General features: G+C 38.9%; 13 protein-coding genes. 11 read left to right on the top strand and 2 right to left on the bottom strand.

Annotation, left to right across the window (positions count from 1 at the left end; all coding sequences use genetic code 11):
- Positions 1 to 106 precede the first annotated feature (106 nt).
- From EGI05_RS05000 to EGI05_RS04990, 3 genes are read left to right on the top strand one after another with little or no spacing between them, the layout of a single operon-like run.
- Positions 107 to 850 carry a hypothetical protein gene (locus EGI05_RS05000; RefSeq protein WP_123261949.1) on the top strand — a complete coding sequence of 248 codons (744 nt, stop codon included), beginning with the start codon at positions 107 to 109 and terminating at the stop codon, positions 848 to 850.
- Positions 851 to 868: 18 nt separating this feature from the next.
- Positions 869 to 1,603: a hypothetical protein gene (locus tag EGI05_RS04995; RefSeq protein ID WP_134197356.1), complete on the top strand. Its 735-nt coding sequence runs from the start codon at positions 869 to 871 to the stop codon at positions 1,601 to 1,603.
- Positions 1,604 to 1,618: 15 nt separating this feature from the next.
- Positions 1,619 to 2,344 carry a hypothetical protein gene (locus EGI05_RS04990; RefSeq protein ID WP_134197357.1) on the top strand — a complete coding sequence of 242 codons (726 nt, stop codon included), beginning with the start codon at positions 1,619 to 1,621 and terminating at the stop codon, positions 2,342 to 2,344.
- 173 nt (positions 2,345 to 2,517) lie between these two features.
- Here the strand turns inward: EGI05_RS04990 and EGI05_RS04985 are convergent, their stop codons facing one another.
- Both EGI05_RS04985 and EGI05_RS04980 read right to left on the bottom strand, forming a co-directional pair.
- The gene (locus tag EGI05_RS04985) at positions 2,518 to 3,216 is read right to left on the bottom strand and encodes a DUF1826 domain-containing protein (RefSeq protein ID WP_123261946.1); all 699 of its coding nucleotides are present in this window, start codon (positions 3,214 to 3,216) and stop codon (positions 2,518 to 2,520) included.
- Between the two features lie 60 nt (positions 3,217 to 3,276).
- Positions 3,277 to 3,900 carry an RNA polymerase sigma factor gene (locus EGI05_RS04980; protein WP_123261945.1) on the bottom strand — a complete coding sequence of 208 codons (624 nt, stop codon included), beginning with the start codon at positions 3,898 to 3,900 and terminating at the stop codon, positions 3,277 to 3,279.
- Positions 3,901 to 4,148: 248 nt separating this feature from the next.
- Between EGI05_RS04980 and EGI05_RS04975 the strand changes: the two genes are divergently transcribed.
- The 8 genes from EGI05_RS04975 to EGI05_RS04935 all read left to right on the top strand — a co-directional run bounded on the left by EGI05_RS04975 (position 4,149) and on the right by EGI05_RS04935 (position 21,271).
- Positions 4,149 to 5,096 carry a FecR family protein gene (locus EGI05_RS04975; RefSeq protein ID WP_123261944.1) on the top strand — a complete coding sequence of 316 codons (948 nt, stop codon included), beginning with the start codon at positions 4,149 to 4,151 and terminating at the stop codon, positions 5,094 to 5,096.
- A 52-nt stretch (positions 5,097 to 5,148) separates the two neighbouring features.
- A complete protein-coding gene (locus EGI05_RS04970; protein WP_123261943.1) occupies positions 5,149 to 8,433 on the top strand; it encodes a TonB-dependent receptor in 3,285 nt (1,094 codons plus the stop codon).
- A gap of 292 nt (positions 8,434 to 8,725) precedes the next feature.
- Positions 8,726 to 10,042 (top strand): hypothetical protein, encoded by a 1,317-nt coding sequence (locus EGI05_RS04960; protein ID WP_123261941.1) that lies wholly within the window; start codon positions 8,726 to 8,728, stop codon positions 10,040 to 10,042.
- Between the two features lie 67 nt (positions 10,043 to 10,109).
- Positions 10,110 to 11,024, top strand: coding sequence for a T9SS-dependent choice-of-anchor J family protein (locus tag EGI05_RS04955; protein ID WP_123261940.1), 915 nt, complete (start codon positions 10,110 to 10,112; stop codon positions 11,022 to 11,024).
- 162 nt (positions 11,025 to 11,186) lie between these two features.
- Positions 11,187 to 11,927, top strand: a complete 741-nt coding sequence (locus EGI05_RS04950) for a hypothetical protein (RefSeq protein WP_228428549.1) — start codon at positions 11,187 to 11,189, stop codon at positions 11,925 to 11,927.
- Between the two features lie 47 nt (positions 11,928 to 11,974).
- Entirely contained in the window at positions 11,975 to 13,294 is a 1,320-nt protein-coding gene (locus EGI05_RS04945; protein ID WP_228428548.1) for a S41 family peptidase, read from the top strand.
- Between the two features lie 18 nt (positions 13,295 to 13,312).
- On the top strand, positions 13,313 to 13,579 hold the full coding sequence (locus EGI05_RS04940) for a hypothetical protein (protein WP_123261938.1): 267 nt from the start codon (positions 13,313 to 13,315) through the stop codon (positions 13,577 to 13,579).
- Between the two features lie 702 nt (positions 13,580 to 14,281).
- The gene (locus EGI05_RS04935) at positions 14,282 to 21,271 is read left to right on the top strand and encodes a type I polyketide synthase (protein WP_123261937.1); all 6,990 of its coding nucleotides are present in this window, start codon (positions 14,282 to 14,284) and stop codon (positions 21,269 to 21,271) included.
- The last annotated feature ends 1 nt before the right edge of the window (position 21,272 follow it).

Here is a 21,272-nt window from a genome sequence, read left to right as displayed (position 1 = left end):
ATTTGTGAAGAAGTATTGGACCATTGTAAATAGTACTATAAGCTACATACAAACGGATTAACGGCAACAATTATTTCAAAAACTATAAATAACTATTAATACAATAATGAAAACCAAACCACACTTTTATGTTGTTTTGCTTTTGGGAATTGTGATAAAGGGTCAAGTTGGTATTAACACTACAACTCCCCATCCCTCAGCATTACTGGATCTTAATTCTTCCAATAAAGGATTACTTTTACCTAGGGTGCCTCTGCTTTCAACCACAGATGTAGCAACGATACCCAACCCGGCTAGCGGCCTTATGGTATATGCCTCTCAGGATTCCGGATCAGGGAATACTGCCATACAAAAGGATACCTTGTATAAATTTGATGGTATACGCTGGAAAGCACTTACCACCCGCGAAGAACTTCTTACGACCGATATGCCAAGGATAGTAGCTGTAGGGCGAAAAACTACAGAAGAAGGATGTGTAGGAATTAGCAATGGCTGGTTTAACCTGAACCAAAGAAGCAATCCCTCTCTCATATCAGCTAGGGGTGCCCTAACAGCGCCGCAGGATGGATATTATATGTTCTCTGTAAGGCTTACAGAACTGATGCCGGCCTCAGGACAAGATTTGGAGCTAGGGCCATACATACGTGCTAAGGATCTTGTGACCTATACTTATAGGTACAGAGGAAACGGAAATACAAGCCAGATTGCATCCATACTGGGTACGGTGTATTTAATGCAAGGACAAACTACTCCTGATTTCCAATGGTTCCTGGGAAATAATACCTGTACCTCATCCAACTTTATTCGGGGGCAGGAAGTGATTTGGGAATATTTAGGAAATCCTTTATAAGCTATAAATATTATGAATATGAAAAAAATATTTTTTTTCGCACTGGCTCTTTCCTTATTTAATGGAAGCCTGAAATCGCAAGTGGGTATAGGTACTGTTTCTCCGGCAGAATCTTCCATTCTGGAATTATCTTCCTTAAACAAAGGCTTATTAATTACCAGAGTTCCTTTGTTGTCAAGAACAGATGTTACGACGGTTCCTAATCCTGTTAAAGGAATGCTGGTGCTGGCCTCTCAAACCTCAGGAGCTGGCGAAAGTGCAGTATACGAAGGCCAATTGTATAAATTTAATGGAAGCAGCTGGGATGAAATGGTAGAAGAAGGAAAGATCGCCAGTGGAAGTTTATATCCCGAATTGGTTGCAGTGGGAAGTAAAAGTACCAACACCACAACTTGCACCGGAAGTACTATGGGTAATTTCCAGCTAAATAATCTTAAAAATATAAAAACTACAATCAATGCCGACGGATCCATTCTCGCTCATAAAACAGGCTACTATATCTGGAGTATAAGCCTTAGGCAATATATGCTACAATCTGCGTACAGTCCGTTTCTTCTTCCCGGTTTGCTTAATTATGCGTTTCGGGATGGGACTCCAACGACGAGAGAGTGGCAAACCACTGTATTTACAGGGTCTGTATATCTACAGCAGGGACAGAATTCGGAGGGATTCCAATGGCATTTGGGTGGAACCTGTGCAGCCCAGGATCGGATAGGCGAACAGTTGGTTGTTTGGCAGTATATAGGACAATAATATAATATTAATACAATGACAAAAAAAATAATTTGTTTCATCATAAGTTTTGCAATGATTGCTATAGAAGGGCAGATGGGAATAGGAACAGCTAACCCGCATCCTTCCTCTTTGTTGGAGCTTTCTTCTGACAATAAAGCGTTATTATTACCTCGTGTTTCCCTCACGTCGACCCTTGATGTAAGTACCATTGTCAATCCGGTTAAAGGATTATTGGTTTACAATCTTTCGGATTCAGGAAGCGGAAGTACCAGTGTATATAAAGATTTAATTTATCTATACAATGGAGCCTCCTGGCAAGTCCTGATGGACTATAAGCTGTCGCTTGGTACCATCAACCAGCCGGTACTATACTCACGAGGGCGAAAAACAACCACAACCAGCTGTACAGGCTTGTCAGGAGAAAATTTTAACCTGGATATAAGAGACAGCAATATGGGCCCTAACGGAAGTATTGTAGCCGATAAGGCGGGGTTCTATAAATTTACAGTCCGCATTGTTCAATATTTTCAATTGGAATTTGGTCCGCTGCTGTATACTCCTGCGGGTGCATTCAGCTATAATTTCCGTGGGGCTGCAGGGTATCAGGATAGAGTTACAACAACATCCGGGATGATCTATTTACAGGCTAATCAGGCAAGCGGTAACATGTTTTGGGGACTAGGAGGAAGTAACACTTGTAATTCTACCCACAGGATTAAGGAACAGGAAGTAATTTGGACCTATCTTGGAGACTTGTGACCATAAGATCTATAAGAAGTTTTTTATGGCTTTCACTTCGGATAAACAAGTTTCAGGAATAATAAACAATTATCTTACACAACCAGACTGATTTTTATAGTATTCTAATGACACAGATGGATAAAGTGCCACTTTATAGTGGTGCTTTTTTTGTCCTGAAAGCTTATAAATCATCAGCAAATCAGCAACAATCTAAACTCACCCTCCTTTTCCACGGGAGCCCGGTGAACACAGGGGAAAACTTTTTGTTCCGGATGATCCACCGCCAGTCTCCAAAGATGTCCCAGTCCTAAATTGATAGGTTCAGCATTGGGTTTGGGGTGATAATGAAGATCAAAGTAGTTCTCCTTTAAAAATGCTTCAAATTCATCTTCCGGACCATGGTGTAATTCTTTCAGCTTTTCCCGGATTTCAGGGATTAAAATCTTTTGTACAACCTGGTCATTAGAAATAATGTCACTTGCGGCACCATGATAAGTGCATAAGAAAGTATCCGTACCAATGGGAGAGCGATCCACATGGTAAGAATATACATCTGTTGAAATAAAATCAAATTCTTCATCCCGTTCATAGCATTTAAGCAAATTGAGAGAAGGGGAAGCTCCGAAATCTGTTAATAATTCAAAGTCTTTCAATATAATTTCTCTCGCCCTATTACCCTTTCCAGATAATGGTAATGATAAAAGATCTTCGGGTGACACTTCTGTGATATCTTCTTTTAGTTGGAGTTGAGAAACGATTTCTTTAAAATCTCCATCCAGACTTCTGTGCCAGCAAAGCGCATTGGTATTTCCCTGAAAAGGGGTTGTAACCAATTCCGAAAAAGTAGAAACTATTTTTATTTGATCGGTATGAAAAAGTTTGCTGTTCATGTTTTGAGTAAAGTGTTTACTCGTTTAATTCTCTGCAAAAGTACTGAATAAGTTGGGAAGTTAGTACTTTGTCATGAGCTCCATAAGCAGCAATATGGAAATGATTTTTTTTGAAGATTGATATTCCGGACTCAATTGCTCTCTTATTTCACTTAAAGTTTTGCTGAGCTTATTGCTTACGGTTTTGTTACTTAGACCTAAAACTTTTGCTGTTTCAGGAACAGACATATTTTTGCGTATTCTCATATCATACACTTTTTGTTCCAGGGAAGGAAGCTGGGAAACAACCTGATCGATCATGGCAAATAAAGTGGATATTTCATTATTCTCAAGAATTTCAAAATACTCGGTATCAGTTATTTCCGATTCAGGGAAATCAAACTCTTCGATACTTACCATAGATGGTATTTTTTTGGAACTATTATAATAATCGATCACACGGTAATGAAGATAGCGCAATAGATAACCTTTTGCACTTTCCGATTCATCGGTTTGTATCATATCTGGACGCTCTAAAATTTTCACCCAAAGATTCTGCAACAGCTCTTCTGAAATCTCTTTATCTCTAGTTCTCACAAAAACAAAGCTGTAAAGCTTGTCCCAGTAACGCTCATACAATATCATAAAAGCAGGACGGTCCCCTGATTTTATTTTTTTCAATAATGTGTGATCTGTGTAATTCATGATTTGGTACCGCAAAATTACTTAAAGCAAAATTAACTTTTTGTGAACTTTAGCTAAGGCAAGATTAAATATTTCTGAAAAATATTCATGGAAATGAGATGAAAATGTTAATAAGTCATCCTATCCGATAGAAAACAGGAGTCAAAGCTTTTTAATATGAACGGAACTTTAATAAAAGCCCGGGGAAGTTTTTCATTTTCACAGTCTTATAGATAGTAGTATTGATAAACTTACAATTAGGATACTTTATGAAAAGTATAAAATATAAAAATATTGAAGCTTTTGTTTTCAAGCTTTGGCAAAGAGAAATTTCCGGTGAAAAAATTTCAAAAAAAGAAACTCGGGTTTTAGAGGAATGGCAGATGTATATTGAAAAAGATCTGGACAGAATCCATATGAAAGAATCTCAGGAAAGAGTTTTACTGACTTTGGAACCTTACTTTGTGACAACAGTAAAAAAGAATCATATATACGGATTTAGAAGCCGACTCTATAAAGTTGCTGCAGTTATCATATTGCTTATATCATTAGGAGGTATGTTTACGTACTATACTTTTTATAAACCTGATGTCTACAGTGCAACATCCGGAAACAGAAAAGTTCATCTTGCCGATGGCTCTTTAATAACCTTATTACCGGGTGCCGAGCTTACAGTAGAAAAATCATTTCCTGCTGAAACCCGGATCGTAAGGTTAAAAGGTGATGCAGTCTTTTCCGTGGCTAAATCTAAAACACACCCTTTTATTGTACAGGCGGAAGGATTCAGTACCAAAGTATTGGGAACTGTTTTTAAAATCTCACAGTCAGGGATGAATAAAACAGTTGATCTTTATGAAGGTAAGGTGGCCGTATCTTCTGCAGGAACTCCGGTTTCTTACCTTACCCCTCATCAGACCTGGACCAACTTCGGATTGGAACGTACAGCAGCAATTATTGCATTTACTACAAAAAAGAAATCCGGAAAGCAGATTCCTGAACTACTGTCTTTAAGCTTTAATGATGTAGCGCTGAAAGAAGTGGCCGAAGTTCTTCAAAAAAACTATGAAATTAAAATCTTATATCCGGAAGAAGCTGCTGAAAAAAAGATTACAGCTGACTTTACGGGGGGAAGTGCCGATGAAAATATAGAATCACTCGCATTTATATTGGGATTGGAAGTACAGAAGGAAAATCATACGTACACACTGAAAAAATAAAAACTCAACATAATACAAATCAAATCAAAACAAATAATCATTAGGGGAAAATATGAAAAGCTTGAAATGTGGTCTTACAGTCGCGGCAATATTTTTTACGGTAACAGCAGAAGCACAGGATTTGGTACAGAAGGTGTCTTTTTCAGCTCCTGCCAACAAGCCGTTGATTGAGGTCCTGGAAGAATTTGCAGGAAAAAGGGGAATGCGGCTGGCTTACTCAAAAGCAGATATCAAACAGCTCAAAATAAAAACAGTGAAATGCGAAAATGTATCAATAAATAATTGTCTGAAAGATATTACTAACGGATTGCCTGTGATATTTCGCCTTCGTGGAGATCTTATTTCAATAAAATATGACGGTACAACAGTTTCTGTATCAGGAAATGGGAGGATTACCGGGAAAATTGTAGATGAAGTTGGAAATCCTGTAGTGGGAGCCGAAATCAGTATAGCGAATCAAACTGTTGTAACGGATAATAATGGTGATTTTACCGTCAGTTTACCTTCAGGAATATATACCCTTACGGTGAAAGCTGAAAAATACAGTACACTGCGGGTAGAAAAATTATCGGTAATGAATAATGAAACCAATACAGTTTCATTTGCCATGAAACCTGCTCAGGATAAAATAGCCAATATAAAAGAAGTGGTAATTACCGGGGTGCGCAAAGCAGATACTCAGGCCGGATTATTGGCTCAACAGAAAAAGGCGGCACAGATGAGTGACGGAATCTCCGCTGAACAAATCTCCAAAACCCCGGATAATGATGTGGGGGGTACTTTGAAAAGAGTAACAGGGATTACAACAATTGATAATAAATATGTAGTAGTCCGTTCAATGGGTGAACGCTGGAATACGGCTGCAATGGACGGGATTAATCTTCCAAGCACGGAAGCTTACAATCAGAATTTCTCCTTTGATATTATTCCTACGGCAATGGTAGAAAGTGTGATTGTAAGCAAAACGGCAACGCCGGATATGAATGCCAGTTTTGCGGGAGGTTATGTAGAAGTAAAGACAAAAGATATTCCTAATGAAAATTTTACAACGGTAAGTGTAGGAACATCCTATAATGACCAGTCAACCTTCAAAGAATTTCTGACCCGTGAACGCGGAAAATATGATTATTTCGGATATGACGACGGAACCAGGGATTTCCCTAAAGGACTGCAGGCGATGAACTGGACGAATCCTGTGTTTTTCGAACAGTCCAAAAGATTTACGAATGATAATTTTACGACCTACGGGACTAAGGCAGACTTAGGTTCTAATATCCAGTTGGCATTAGGAAGAACCTATCGTTTTAAAAACAACAACAAATGGGGATTTGCGGGAGCAATTACCATGAGAAACGAACAGAATAAGCTGGAAATAGATCATACCGGAAGAGGAAACTGGCTGGATACAACAGAGTTTGTCAATAATTGGCAGACGGCGGGTGTAGCTCCCGTTAATTTCTATAATTTCAAAAATAAAGGTGCTTCCTACACGTATAATTCCACTCTTGCGGGAATGTTGAATTTTGGTTTACAGCTTGGCAAAAACAGAATCTCCTTTCGTAACTCGTATACCCATATTTATGACAATACCCTTACCCGAATCACTGGCTGGAATGAATATACAGGAGGAAGCGGATTACCGGGCAATGCAGAACTATCCTACAATTATTTCTATAACGGAATTATTCCCAACAACGATCCGGAACAAATCAAATCTTTAGACAGACCTTATACGGATAATGTGGACTATCCGATTTATCAGACCCTTTTGCAAAATAAGCTGGAGGGAAACCATAAAATAGGAAATGTGGATATAGATTGGTTTGCCGCAAGAACAGGGGTTTCTTCCGATACCAAGGATTATACAATGCATCCGACATTCTATTATTTTGTAGGAAATGAGATTATGACGTATCATTTGGTCAATAATTCCTCAAGTGATTTTGCGAGGGGCTATATCGAAAACAGAGAAACAGATTACAATTATGGAGCCTCCTTCAAATGGCATATAGATACAGGAAATTTTAAAAACGACATAAAGATTGGATATGCAGGTGTGTCAAAGAGCAATACCAATATGCAGCAAAAATTTCTTTTAAGAGTAGATGAGGTAGTAACTGGAAGTAATATTCTGGAGATGAATGGTGCGCTTTCCGACTGGTTTGACGGTTCTCATTATGTGCCGGGTGGAATAGGATGGCAGACAAGACCCCTTTATAATAACGAGAAATATGAAGGAGAAGTTAATCAGCATGCTGTATATGTAATGTTTGATAACCGTTGGAAAAACAAATTCAGGCTGGTGTGGGGAGTAAGAGCAGAATATTTTAAGTATGATTTAATTTCTCAACAGCTTGATCCAAGTGATCCTCAGAATGTATACAAAACGCCAATTGAAGATAAACCATGGCAATGGATGCCTTCTGCCAACTTTACCTATAGTCCGACGAATAAAATTAATGTGAGATTAGCATATAACAGAATGGCAATTCGCCCCCAGTTTAATGAAAGAACAGGATTGCCTTATTTCGATCCCATTGCTAACGGTTTGATCCATAATACGGAAATGGTATCATCAATAGTGGATAATTATGATTTCAAATTTGAGTGGTTTCCGGGATTGGGGGAAATATTTTCTGCAGGGCTCTATTATAAGAATATCGATCACCCGATTGAAAGGGAAGGATACATTTCCAACGAAGGCAACTTACATCTTTATAACGGAAATTCTAAAAATGCAAAATTAAAAGGATTTGAAGTAGAGGTTAGAAAAAACCTGGGTTTTATGGCCTCAAATTCTTTTCTGGAAAAATTGTTCATCAACGGAAATTTCACTTACAATAATACGAAAGTGATTGCCTTTAAAGATAAGGCAAAAACAACAGATCAGGACGCTACCTATGAAGTAGAAAGACCTCTGTACGGTCAAACTCCGTATGCTTATAACTTGGGATTGATGTATGATGGGGAAAGATTAGGAATGAGTTTTTTATACAATGCAAAAGGAGACCAGTACATCACAGTAGGATATGCCTACAACGGGGAAGAAATACAAAGACCGTATGCTGTTGCTGATGCACAGATTGCCTATAAATTTCTGAGAAATAAAAATATGGAAGTGAAGTTCAATATCAGAAATATTTTCAACAGAGTAAAAGAATATTATAACAACTACAATTCCTATTCTGTGTCAAAAGGCGGTACTTCAGAAACGGAGAGAGAAATGTGGGAACTGTTGCCCGGGGCTACAGATAAGTACGATAAAAATATTGATAAGATCCTGTTCCGTGCCTATAGCGGAAGAATATTCGGGGTAAGTGTGAATTATACTTTTTAAGATATTATAAAACAGAAGAGAAGAGCTCAAGTAATGCACAGGTTTCGGTAGCCTGAAAATGAATCGGAAAAAATACTGATGATGCGCAACACAGTATGGATTCAGATAAAAAACCGGATGCCAGTTGTTTTTCCCAGACATTTGGCAATATCATCGGGAAGCTTTGCATTGCAGCTCCTCCTGCATCGCTTTGAAAAAAAATAACCAAATCGCAGAAATATAGAGGAGAATATTTCTAAATAGTAAAAACGGCTATAATAAAAAACAGCCAAATCATTCTAAAATTGTAACAATGAAAAAACTAACTCTAATCGCTGTAGCAGCATTATCGCTTACTGCTTGTCAACATGACTCTTTAACAGATTCTTCATCTCCATTCGATATGAAGCCAACTTCTGCAGAATATATTACGGCTTCTGCACTTCCTGTAACTACTGTTAACGCTGATATTACTACCAACACTACTTGGAGTGGTGTGATAGAACTTGACGGAAATATTGCTGTGAAAAACGGTGCAACCCTTACCATCCAACCGGGAACATTTATCAAGGCTAAACCAAATGCTGCCGGAGAAGGTAGAGGAGTGTTGATCATCACAAAAACAGGATCAATCAATGCTACAGGTACAGAATCTCAGCCTATTATCTTTACAAGTTATAGATTATTAGACGGAAATGAAAATACTACTGCCAATCCGGGAGACTTCGGAGGTGTGGTTTTATTGGGAGATGCTCCTACAAACGTTCCTACAACTACAACTGTAGAAGGCCTTCCTACCAATAATCCTGAATTCTATTTCGGAGGAAGCAACTCTGGTCATAGTGCAGGTATAATGAAATACGTTCGTATCGAATTCGCTGGTTATGATTTCGTAGGTGCTAATTCAGGAAATGAAGTTAACGCTTTAACTTTGGCGGGTGTTGGAAGTGGTACTACTATAGATCACATTCAGGTTTCTTATGGACAGGACGATTCTTATGAATTCTTCGGAGGTACCGTTAATGCTTCAAACTTAGTGTCTTTTGCAGCAGAAGATGATAACTTCGACTTTGATAATGGATATACAGGTACAATTACTTGTGCGCTTTCATTAGCAGATTCTAATTCTTCACATACAACAAGCGGTGGAGTTTCTGATACTAATGGAATCGAGTTGGATAACAACGCGGGAGGAACTTCTACTGCATTGCTTACACACCCTGTTATTAATAATCTCACCATCGTAGGACCTAGTACAAATGTACTTTCTCCGGTTTCTGGAGTAGGACCGGCGTATGAAAATGGAATCCATATCAGAAGAAATGGTAGATTAACGTTGAACAATGCCGTAGTTACAGGATATCCTGTAGGAATTAAAGTGGAAGGGACAGGTTCTGAATTATCTTCTGCAACTAATTACAGCTCTGTATACGTGCACGGATTTACAACTTCTGTTACAGGTGCAGGTACATCAGGAATTCCAGCTGCTAACTTATTAACAGGATCATCTGCTGCTCTTTGGGGGATGACACAGCCATTCTTCAATAATGGAGGTTGGAATGTATCTCCTAGAAACTGTGGGGATTTCCAAGGTTTATGGACAAAATATGATTTCTCAATTGTAGAATAAAAATGTAATGCAGGGAAGGCGGATATTGCCATTCCCTGCTTTTTTTAAAATAATAATTATTGATATTATGAAAAAAATAATTTTATTATCTGTTATGCTTTTGTCAGAAGCGATATCTGCACAGTATATGGTATGGGGAAATTCCTTTAATTCTGCTGCTGATATGCAGGGATGGACATTCCATGATCTGAACAACAATGGCAATGGGTGGGTACAGGGACAAAATATCTATTATAACGGAACCAGCTTGGTATACGGTACATCCGGAACCCTTCGTTATTCCATCAACCTTGTTCCTTCTGGAACTGCAACCGGATTTGCGACAGAAAATGATTGGGTCATTTCTCCTAAAATTGATTTGACAGGTGCATCAGGAACCATTACTTTGGCGGGATATATTGGAAGACAGCGATCAACGCATACCAGTGTAAGCAGAGATATTTATATTTATGTGAGTACACCCCAAAAAGAAGTGCCTGAAATTTCTGATTTTCAACAATTGGCAACTGCTGCACAGAATGCTGGCGGAGCATTATACAAATTCACTGCTACAACAAGCCTTCCTGCCGATTTAACTCAGTTTGCCGAATCCTTAGTAGACATTTCAGCATTTGCAGGAAAAAAGATTTATATAGGTTTATGGTCCAACAGAATCACATCAGGTTCTGCTCCTAATTCTCAGAATATTAATATTGATGAAATGGCTATTTTTTCTTCAGTGTTAAGTACCAACGAGGTGAGATCATCTAAAAATCTTACCAGAATAGCAGAAAACCCTGTAAAAGAATCTTTGAATCTGAAACTTAATCCTGATTTGAAAGAAAGTAAAACCCAGATCACTATTTATACGATAACCGGGCAAAAGGTTCTTGCTGTACCTTATTCAAAAAACATGAACGTTGAAACATTACCAGCCGGAGTTTATATTGCTGAGGTATCTGATGAGAACATATCAGAAAGATTAAAACTGATTAAAAAATAATCTTAAAAATAAACACTAATATTTTCGATGAAAACTCTAAGTGAAATGTAAAGGCAAATGACCTTTTATCAGAAGTATTAAAAAGACCTATCCGATATAATTTTTTATAATGAGTAATTGCCCTGCGCATAGGGTGGGGCAATATTTCTAAAAATGACATATATGAAAAATCTCATAGCACTGATCCTGTTTGTAACCCTGCTTTCCTGTACAGACAATACCATAATGCAACCTTACGATAAAGCACAAAAACCTGCAGGAATCAACATTAAAGGGTATTCCAAGCCGGCTGTACTTCAGCTGAGGCTTAATGGTTCACCGATAGCAATCAACGGGAACACTTCTTATACCGATAAGATAGAGACCCAGGTCAATTTTGTAGTGGATGAGGGAGAAGTTAATGAGTTGGGAATTTATAACCATGAAACCGGAACCCAGATAGCCAAATATAAAGTGACCTATGACAATATAGATCAATATAAAAACCTTTATTTCTTTAACCTTCCGGGGATTTTCCTGCAAACTTATGCTGTAAAACCTCAGGTAAATCTGGGAAAAGTAGGTTTTGAGTTTATTTTCCCAAATCTTGGGGAGTTCTCCGGTTCTTCATTGGAAAATGTAAAAGGAATCTTAAAAAGGGAAAACGGAGTGGTTCTGGCAGAGTTTGAAAATATTGGAAAAAGCAACTTTACATCGGTAAAAATATACAACTTTTTCAGCGCTACGGAACCGGTATATTTAGAATTATACAAACCCGGAACAACAGAGCCTTATACAGGTTCCGCTCTTATCAAAATTAAAATAAAACAGGATATAGGAGCCAACATGATTGTGCTTCAGGAAACAATGGAGAACGGAGCAGTAACCGTTAAGGGAGAAATAGATGTTGCCGATTACCTGTGAAATCACCAAAGCCGGATGATATGAAATTTTTTAAAATTCAATCAATAATGCTGTTTATTATAGCAGCTTTTATCGTATCATGTACCAATCGGGACCAGGATCTTCCGGAATTTCCGGAAGGAAGTACAGAATATGTGAATCGTTGGGTTCAGGATAGTATGAGGCGATATTATTACTGGGCAGATCAGATGCCGACCAAGCCGGATTATCATCTTCCGGTGAAAGACTTTTTTAAAAGCTTATTATCCTCTCAGGACCGGTTTTCATTTATTGTTAATACAGAAGATTCTTCAACATATCCACGTTCCGTTCGCAATATGTACGGTTTTGATTTCACCGTTCTTCAATTGCCCAATGGAGAAGTGGCTACTATTATTAAACTCGTACTTAAAAGCTCTCCCGCTTTAAATGCGGGATTGGAAAGAGGGATGATGATTAAAAAAATCAACGGACAAACTATTACAGCAGCAAATGTAACACAACTGACCTCTTCTATTCCGGATCATACCGTTTTAGAGCTTACCGTTGGAAATTGGATGAACGGTTCTATTGTGAATGAAAAAGACATTACCGTATATTATGGTTTTTCATTCGAACAACCCATTATGTCTAAAATTTTTGAAAAAAATGGTAAAAGGACAGGATACCTTTACATTTATGACTTCCCCGATGGAATGACTCCTGCGCTGAACCAGAAATTTGCAGAACTCAAATCGGCAGGGGTCCAGGAACTCATTCTTGATCTCAGATATAATTATGGTGGTTCAGTATCTTCAGCAGCAGCACTTTGCTCGTTAATTCCTTCAGGAATATCTGCTAATTCCCCATTCATTATCTATAAAGGAAATAAAAATGGTGGTGAAGTAAAAAGAACATTTTCCCAACAGATCGCATACGATTCCGGCGCACTTGATTTCAATACTCTTCATACCAATGCGTTAGGGCTGAATAAAGTTTATATAATCACGTCCAATAGTACAGCTTCAGCTTCAGAAATTGTGATCAATAATCTTAAACCCTATATGCAGGTCGTTCAGGTTGGAGAAACTACTCTGGGAAAAGATATGGCAGGATTTGTTATAGATGATAAACGAAAGCCCAGAAAAATTTCATGGCAGATGCATCCTGTTATTTATAAAGTGTACAATGCGAATGGAGAAGGCGGATACCATCATGGAATCATACCCCAAACTGTGGTTAGTGAATATGCCACATTACCATTGCTTCCGTTGGGAGACCCGGATGAAACCATTATTTCATCGGTGTTAAACAAAATCTACTTAAGATCTGTAACTCAGCAATCTCCGGTTAAAAAATCTGAAATTTTGTTCCAGAGCGATTTGCCGTTTACAGAAGTTGGAAAATAACACTTAAATTATAATACAATGCAGGGAATAGAGCCTAAATTTCACAGTAGTCTTATAGAGCGCATGAAGTATTACCGGTATTTATTAAGTGAAATGCATAATGAAGCCGATCTTCAATCTTCGGACATCATCTCTCAAACGTCAGAGCTGGATGAGCTTTATGATGATTATCTGATGAATAAAAAAAAATTGGAGAACAGTATTAAAAACTACAGGCAGTATCATCTTGATCTTCGCAAATTGGTCACTGCAAGGCTGAGGGAATTGAAAAGAAAGGTTAGATAGTAGTGGTTTTTTTTATATTTTAACAGAGATTTCTTTCTCTGTGGCTAAGACTTGAACATATCTGTTAAGTCTTTTTTTATTTGATAATGATCTTGATCTTATTTCATCCGTTACCAGAGATATGAAATATTATCTTTTTGTAATATGGAAAAAACAAATCTCTTATGATTGAAATATTTTATTTTTATTTCTATATTTGCTTAAAATTACACAATTATAAATCTTTATAATTAAAAATACACAAATTGTAATAAATTATTTCTAAGAATAAAAATATAAACCATAGACATTAATAGTTATTTAACAATTAATATCAAATTATCTTTATTATTAAAAATATAACAAAAAACAATTGCGCTTATATAGCCATAACAAAAAATTGTCTTTACCCCTGAAGTATAAGCGTTTTTTGTTATGAATTTCCCTCGTACCAAACAATACCATCAACACAATGAAAAATGTAATCCCTTTTAAATTGATCCCTTTTGTAGAACTTCTTATAAGTTCTCAGGTCTCGAACTTCGTCTGTAAAGCTATTTGGCTATTTAATAGGACCACTATTAAAAAATCGTTACCAAATACCATTTATAATTAAATACAAAACAAAATTAATTATTTTTATTCCGCTTAATAACAGTCGCTTTTATACCGAAAGGTATGGCGTTGTTTGGGAATTTCCTGTTATCATCAATATCTAATGCCATGAAAAACTTAACCATTATCGGATTGACCCCCTTTGAAAAGCCGGACATCTCTCTGATACCTAAATTGCATCAGGCAGGTGCATTTCCTGTTCTAAGCTTGGGACACGAGCTTGCGTCTGCTCAGGAAGCACTGAATCAGCTCGAACAAATAGATATACCTTCTTATGGTATTTCTTTTCCCAATAACCAATTAACATGTCTTTCGGTTCCGGAAAAAGTAAGTCTTATTATTTTGCCTTTCGGTATTAATCTTTCTACTGATCTGCCCATTATCTATCAGGTGAACAGTGTTGAAGAAGCCAAACAGGCTGAACAATCAGGAGCGAAAGGAATTATTATAAAAGGCAATGAAGCAGGCGGAAAGGTAGGCTATGAATCCACATTTGTATTATTTCAACGCATTATCAAAGAAATTCAAAATATACCTGTATGGATACAGGGAGGTGTGGGGATTCATACCGCAGCTGCTGCAAAAGCATTGGGAGCAACAGGCGTGGTGTTAGACAGTCAGCTGGCTCTTTTTCCTGAAAGTTCAGTTCCGAAAGATGTTAAAGAACTTTGTACAAAACTGAATGGCACTGAAACTAAAATAATAGCTGGTCACCGCGTATTGGCGAGACCAAATTCTCCCTCATTGCCGGATAATATTACTGCCGAAGAGCTGGTAACCTATTTTAAAGATTTAGATATCAGCAGGAGTTATATTCCAATGGGGCAGGATATTTCTTTAGCCATAGATCTGTTTGAAGACTTTAAGACCCTTAAAAAGCTCGTCTTCGGATTCAAAGAAGCCATGTATGGACACCTGAAACAGGCAAAAGCCCTCCGGGTAATTGATCAGGAGAATACATTAGCCAAAGATTTAGGATTACGTTATCCAATCGCACAGGGACCAATGACCCGTGTCAGCGACATTCCGTTATTTGCGGATGCAGTAGCCGATGCAGGAGCTTTACCGTTTGTGGCTTTATCTTTATTGAAGGGCAAACCGGCCAAATCTTTGGTGATGGAAACAAAAAACCTTGCCGGAGAAAAAACTTGGGGAGTAGGAATCTTAGGATTTGCTCCACAGGAACTGAGAGATGAGCAAACTTCATATATTTTAGAAGCAAAACCACCGGTAGTATTAATCGCCGGAGGAAGACCTGCCCAGGCAAAAATTTTCGAAAAGGCGGGAATAAAAACATTCTTACACGTTCCTTCTCCCGCATTACTGGATATTTTCCTGAAGGAAGGAGCCACTAACTTTATATTTGAAGGGCGCGAATGTGGAGGTCATGTAGGCCCGCTTTCAAGTATGGTCCTTTGGGAAAAACAGATCGAACGTATCTTAAAAGAAGACCATCCCGAAAATATCAGCGTATTTTTTGCTGGTGGGATCCATAATGCATTTTCAACGGCATTCGTCTCTGTGATGGCAGCTCCGTTAGCCGCAAGAGGTGTAAAGGTCGGGGTATTGATGGGAACTGCTTATTTATATACTCAGGAAGCAGTATCCTGTGGTGCCATCCAGGAAGAATTCCAGTTACAGGCCATGCAGGCGAAAGATACTGTACTGCTGGAAACCGCTCCAGGACATGAAACTCGATGCTTGAATACATCATTTGCCCAATATTTTAATGCGGAGAAAGCGAAGCTTATAGAAGCTGGAACAGATAAAAAAGAAGTATGGGAACAGCTTGAAAAGTTGAATGTTGGCCGTCTTAGAATTGCGGCTAAAGGCGTAGAGCGCCAGGGTGACCAGCTGGTGCATATTCCTAAGGGTGACCAGCTAGAGTTAGGGATGTATATGATCGGGCAGGTTGCCACAATGCATGACCGTGTGATTTCCATGGCCGAACTTCATCAGAATGTAAGCATTGATAATTACGAATATATTAAACATGCCCAATTACCGGAGGAACCTGTATCAGCAGAAAAACCCCTTGATGTAGCCATTATCGGGATGGAATGCATTTTCCCCGATGCCAAAAATCTGGAAGAATACTGGCGCAATATCATCCTTGGAAAAGACAGTGTCACAGAAGTTCCTGATGAAAGATGGAACAAGGAACTTTATTATCACCCGGATTCTAACGAAGCAGATGTATCCCATTCCAAGTGGGGCGGCTTTATTCCGAAAATAGATTTTGATCCGCTCGCATTTGGTATTCCCCCACAATCCCTTGCCGCTATTGAGCCTACGCAATTATTAACATTATTAGTTGCTAAACGGGCGATGGAAGATGCAGGATACGGAGAAAAATATATCAACAGGGAAAATATTTCTGTAATTATTGGGGCAGAAGGAGGAAATGATCTTGCCAATAGCTACAGCTTCAGAGGATATTACAAGCAGGTTTTTGGTGAGCTTCATGAAGAAGTAAAAGAAGCCTTTCCTCACACAACAGAAGACTCATTCCCGGGTATTTTAGCCAATGTCATTGCAGGAAGAATTACCAATAGATTAGACCTTGGCGGAAGAAACTTTACTGTAGATGCGGCTTGTGCTTCCTCATTGGCTGCTATTGACCTGGCTTGCCAGGAACTGGTTTTAGGAAAATCAGATATGGTTCTTGCAGGTGGCGCTGATCTTCATAACGGGATTAATGATTACCTGATGTTCTCCAGTACCCATGCACTTTCCAGAAAAGGGAGGTGTGCTACGTTTGATAGCGAAGCGGACGGTATTGCCCTCGGTGAAGGAGTGGCCATCCTTGTATTAAAGCGATACGAAGATGCCGCGCGTGATGGAGACCGTATTTATTCAGTCATCAAAGGAGTGGGAGGGTCCAGTGACGGTAAAGCACTTGGATTGACCGCTCCGAGAAAAATAGGACAGGTAAGGGCGTTGGAAAGAGCCTATACCCAAGCAGGGATCAGTCCTGCATCCGTAGGTTTAATAGAAGCTCACGGTACCGGAACAGTAGTTGGAGATAGAACAGAGCTTAGTGCATTAACCAATCTGTTCAGTCGCTCAGGAGCAATACCCGCACAAACCCATTTAGGGTCTGTAAAAACACAGATCGGGCACACCAAATGTGCTGCCGGGTTGGCCGGGCTTATCAAAGCTTCCTTAGCAGTATATCACGGCGTAAAACCTCCAACGCTACACCTTCAGCAGCCGAATGCCTATTATAATCCTCAAACCAGCCCGTTTGCTTTTCATGCAGAAAGCGGATTATGGACTGAGAAAAACCGTTACGCGGGAATCAGTGCTTTTGGGTTTGGGGGAACCAATTTTCACACCGTCATTGCCAATCATCCTAAACAGGATGATTCCATAGCATTGTCATCCTGGCCTTCAGAGCTGTTTGTATTCAGAGGTGAAACGTATGAAGAAGCAAAAAATCAATTGATTCAGGTGAAATCATTACTGGAAATCAATGATGGGATTTCTTTAAAAAATATCGCTTATAGCCTTGCCGTAGGTTCGGAAAAGCCGATTCAGCTGAGCATCGTTGCAGATACATCGGAACATTTGATCATGAATATCGAATTAGTGCTGGCTGGAATTGAAAATAAAGATACCTACACCGTCAATAAAAAAGAAGGAAAAATAGCCTTCTTATTCCCTGGACAAGGCAGTCAGCGCATCAATATGGCCCGTGATTTATTCGTTGCTTTTCCAGAAATGCGAAAGCTTATCGACTTATATCCTGAATTAGAGAAAGTGGTTTTCCCTTCAGCTACTTTTGACGAAGCTGTTCTGAAGCAACAGAAAGAAACCATTAAAGATACCCGTTTGGCACAGCCATTATTAGGAATGGTGGATTTAGCACTAGCTAAATTCTTACAATCTCTCGGAATCGTTCCGGATATGTTGGCAGGACATAGCTATGGGGAATTGCCTGCTTTATGCTTTGCAGGAGTATTTGAAGAAGAAAAGCTAGTCGAGCTAAGTATTCAAAGAGCACAATCCATTCTGGATTCTGTGGAAGGAGGAGATCCCGGATCTATGATTGCGGTAAGCGCAACGAAAGAAAAATTACAACCGGTTTTAGTACAGATTAAAGATTGCTATCCGGTCAATTATAACGCTCCGGCTCAATGTGTAGTAGCAGGAACCACGGAATCTATCAATAAATTGTTGGAAGTGTTGAGAGAAGAACGCATTTCAGCCAAAAAATTGGAAGTTGCCTGTGCTTTTCACAGTCCGCTGTTAGCAAAATCCAAAGATTTATACAAAGCTGTTTTACAGGATGTTTCATTCAGTGAAATGCAAATCCCTGTTTGGTCTAATACTACAGCAGCAATGTATCCTACAGTCACTTCAGAAATAAAAGAAAGGCTGACTGATCATTTAGTTCAGCCTGTAAGGTTTGTTGAAGAGCTTCAGGCTATGTACAATGACGGAGCAAGGATATTCATTGAAGTAGGGCCAGGAAAAGTGTTAACAGGATTAACGAAATCCTGTTTAGATCAAGACCATGTAACCCTGTTTGTTGAAGATAATAATCGTAATAAGCTTAGTCATCTGCTTTCTATGTTGGCTCAGTATTTGGGAACAGGACGAGATTTTAATATTGCTGAACTTTTCAACGGACGTAATGCTCAGTTTATTCAAATCGATCAACCGGAATTGTACAAGAAAAGTCCTGCGATCTGGCGTGTGAACGGGCAAGCTGCTCATCCTGCTACAGGCGCACTTCCTGCGAATGGTGCATTACCCATCATAAATCCAATTCAAATGAACAACTTTACTAATAATCAGAATCCTGCAAATGAAAGCCAAACCAACACAGAACGCATGCTGCAGGAATATTTAAACAGCATGAAACTGATGATACAGGCACAACGCGATGTGATGCTTTCTTTCCTGGGACAAAATCCGCAGGTAAATCCGGCTCCTGTTGTATATACTTCACCGGTTTCTCCACCTTCAAATACTCAGGCTCCTGTAATTTCCAGTCCTCCGAATGACGGTGCTGAAAAAATAGTTATTATCCCGGAAAAACAAGCCCCGGTAAAAGATATTAAAACTCTGTTACTTCAAGTGGTAAGTGATAAAACAGGGTATCCTCACGAAATGTTAGGCATGGAAATGGACCTGGAGGCGGATTTAAGCATCGATTCCATTAAAAGAGTGGAAATCATCGGAACGCTGAAAGCAGAACTAGGCTCTTTTTCTTCCCATAATGCCAATGAAGATACCATCATGGAGCAGTTGGCAGGAATTAAAACGTTGAATGGACTGGTTTCCTGGTTAACAGAATATTCGGGAAGTTCCAATACAGAGGAAAAAACTACCACTGTAGAAACATCCGCTTCCAAAACTCAAACTCAATCCACCTTCTCACTTGAAGAGCTTCAAACAGCCATTTTAAATATTGTAAGCGAAAAAACAGGTTATCCTAAAGAAATGCTAGGTTTAGACTTAGATTTGGAAGCAGATTTAAGTATTGATTCCATTAAGCGTATGGAAATCATTGGCGAGCTTAAAACGAAAATCGGTTTCGGTGGCGATATGGAACAAGCTGATGATCTCATGGAAAAATTAGCCGCCATCAAAACACTGAACGGATTGGCTTCCTGGATCAACGAAATGAGTGGAAACAGTACCCCTGAACCGGAACAAAATACTTTATCACGACTTCGTTTCGATCTGACGCCCACAGATGTTTCTTTAATTGAAAATACTGAAATATTACAGGGAAAACGTTTCGCAATCACTCAAAACGATAACACTCAGACTTTAGCTATCAAAAATGAACTTGAAAAGCATGGCGCTGTTGCAGAATTGATTGATTCAGACAAAGACCTTTCCGATTTTGACGGGTTGATCATCCTCGATCTGTTCTCATCTTCCGCAAAGCATGATATCATCGATCACGTTGATCTGATTAAAAAAATGGATCTTGATAAAGCCCAATGGATTTACCTGATCTCTGATATTCCTGCTCATGTTCAGGAGCTGACGGATACCACACTTTTACGCCATTATAAAGGACATCCGGGACTTTTCAAAAGTTTAGCCCGTGAATTTGAACAAACCAATTGCAGGTTGATTAGTTTAACCTCTCCCCAACAGATCGAGCAGATTGCTGAAATTGCTTTAAAAGAAATTCTAACCACCGATAGACCTGCCGAAGTCATTTATAAAAATGACCGGAGACACAAAGTGGAAATCATTCCATCACCATTATCCAACAGTTTGGAAGAGGCTCATATCAAATTGGACCGGGAATCGGTTGTTTTAGTTTTAGGTGGCGCTCAGGGAATCACCTCCGAGTTGGTAAAACACATGTCACAGGCCTATCCTTGTACGTATGTTTTGGTGGGAAGATCAGCGGATCCCAGAGACCAGGCAACCCATAATCAAGAATTGGAAGCATTGAAAACAAAAGAAGAGATAAGAGCATATCTTATCAAATCCGGAACATTCACTTCACCTTCTGAAATTGAAAAAGAAACTATAAAAATTTTCAAAAATAACCAGATTCTGCGCACGATCCGTGATATGGAACAATTAGGCAATACAATTGTTTACCAATCATTAGACCTTTGTGATGAAGAGGGTTTATCTGAATTAATCAGCAGTATCTATGAGAAATACAACCGCTTAGACGGTGTGATCCACGGAGCAGGCCTTTTGGAAGATAAATTATTCAAACAAAAAACAACAAGCTCTTTCGGACGAGTGTTTAATACCAAAGTGAAGCCCCTACGTGTACTGGCAGAACGGCTCCGTACAGACTGTCAGTTTGTAGTATTATTCTCAAGTATTGCTTCAGTGTATGGAAATAAAGGGCAGACAGATTACGCTGCAGCCAACTCTGTACTGGATGATTATGCGAATGCTTTGAACAAAAAATTAAAAGGAAAAGTCATTTCCATCAACTGGGGACCATGGAAAGGTGCCGGAATGGTTTCGCCAACTTTGGAAACAGAATACGAAAGAAGAGGTATTTCATTAATTCCATTGGATCAGGGGAAAGAAATTTTCCTGAACGAAATCAAATATGGAACAGAAAGTCAGGTATTAATCATGTCCGGAACTAACTGGTAAT

This window comes from Chryseobacterium daecheongense, assembly GCF_003729955.1.
Lineage (GTDB): Bacteria > Bacteroidota > Bacteroidia > Flavobacteriales > Weeksellaceae > Chryseobacterium > Chryseobacterium daecheongense.
The sequence above is the reverse complement of the archived record's forward strand: the minus strand, read 5'-3'. Positions and strand labels throughout refer to the sequence as shown.